Here is an 803-nt window from a genome sequence, read left to right as displayed (position 1 = left end):
GTTAGAAGAATAGCAAAAATAAACGTTTTTTTATTGAAAAACTTTTTCAACTCTTTTTACGGTGGAAGTTAACTCTGCAAAGTGGAAGTTACTTTTTCAATTCACCTATATGTAATATTAAGCTGTTTTTTATATAAATTTTAAGAAAAGTCAATAATTATTTTAACATTTATTGGGTTTGTTAGGTTGATGGCTATGTGTCAGAAGACCAATAAATGTAAACCGTCTATAAAACATTATAGCCATGCTAAATGTTATTTTATTATGCCAGCCCTTATTATTTTTAGGTAACTGTCCAAACCCCACAACTCGTCAAGTTCGCCTCCGCCTCACAAAGACCCCCGGCAGGCTGTGCGAAAACCTAAAATAAGCTATTAATCGTCTAATTATTTTAGTATAATATAAACAATATATTATACTAAAGGAGAAGGATAAGTTATGAACTATATTGGGGGAAGAGATAGGCTACAAGCGAGCGTTGAATGTCTTGAAGATTATGTGAAATCCGATAGCGAAGTTAGGGTTATCGATAAAATTATTGATACATTAGACATTGAATCTTTAGGATTTAAAATAGGAAATAACAATATCTCAGGAAGACCAATGTTTAGTCCTAAAAATATGCTTAAATTATTTGTTTATGGATATTTTAATGGAATAAGATCATCTCGCAAACTTGCAAAGCAGTCTATAATAAAGAACAAAATCTCCCTACGGTCGAGTAAAAACCCTTATGCCAAGCAAATATGATAATCTCATCGTCCTTTGATTATCATATTTGCATCACATTCTGGGCATAGAAC

Annotated in this window: 1 protein-coding gene; it reads left to right on the top strand. The window is 31.6% G+C overall.

The window, feature by feature from the left end:
- Window positions 1-438 precede the first annotated feature (438 nt).
- The gene (locus KPL38_RS19400; RefSeq protein ID WP_216290765.1) at window positions 439-750 is read left to right on the top strand and encodes a transposase; all 312 of its coding nucleotides are present in this window, start codon (window positions 439-441) and stop codon (window positions 748-750) included.
- Window positions 751-803 lie beyond the last annotated feature (53 nt).

The sequence above is a fragment of the Clostridium psychrophilum genome (genome assembly GCF_018861705.1).
Classification (GTDB): Bacteria; Bacillota; Clostridia; order Clostridiales; family Clostridiaceae; genus Clostridium_AD; species Clostridium_AD psychrophilum.
The sequence above is the reverse complement of the archived record's forward strand: the minus strand, read 5'-3'. Positions and strand labels throughout refer to the sequence as shown.

Excerpts from the sequence above, each read along its gene's own strand:
- KPL38_RS19400 (WP_216290765.1), top strand. The coding sequence starts at position 439 with ATGAACTATATTGGGGGAAGAGATAGGCTACAAGCGAGCGTTGAATGT.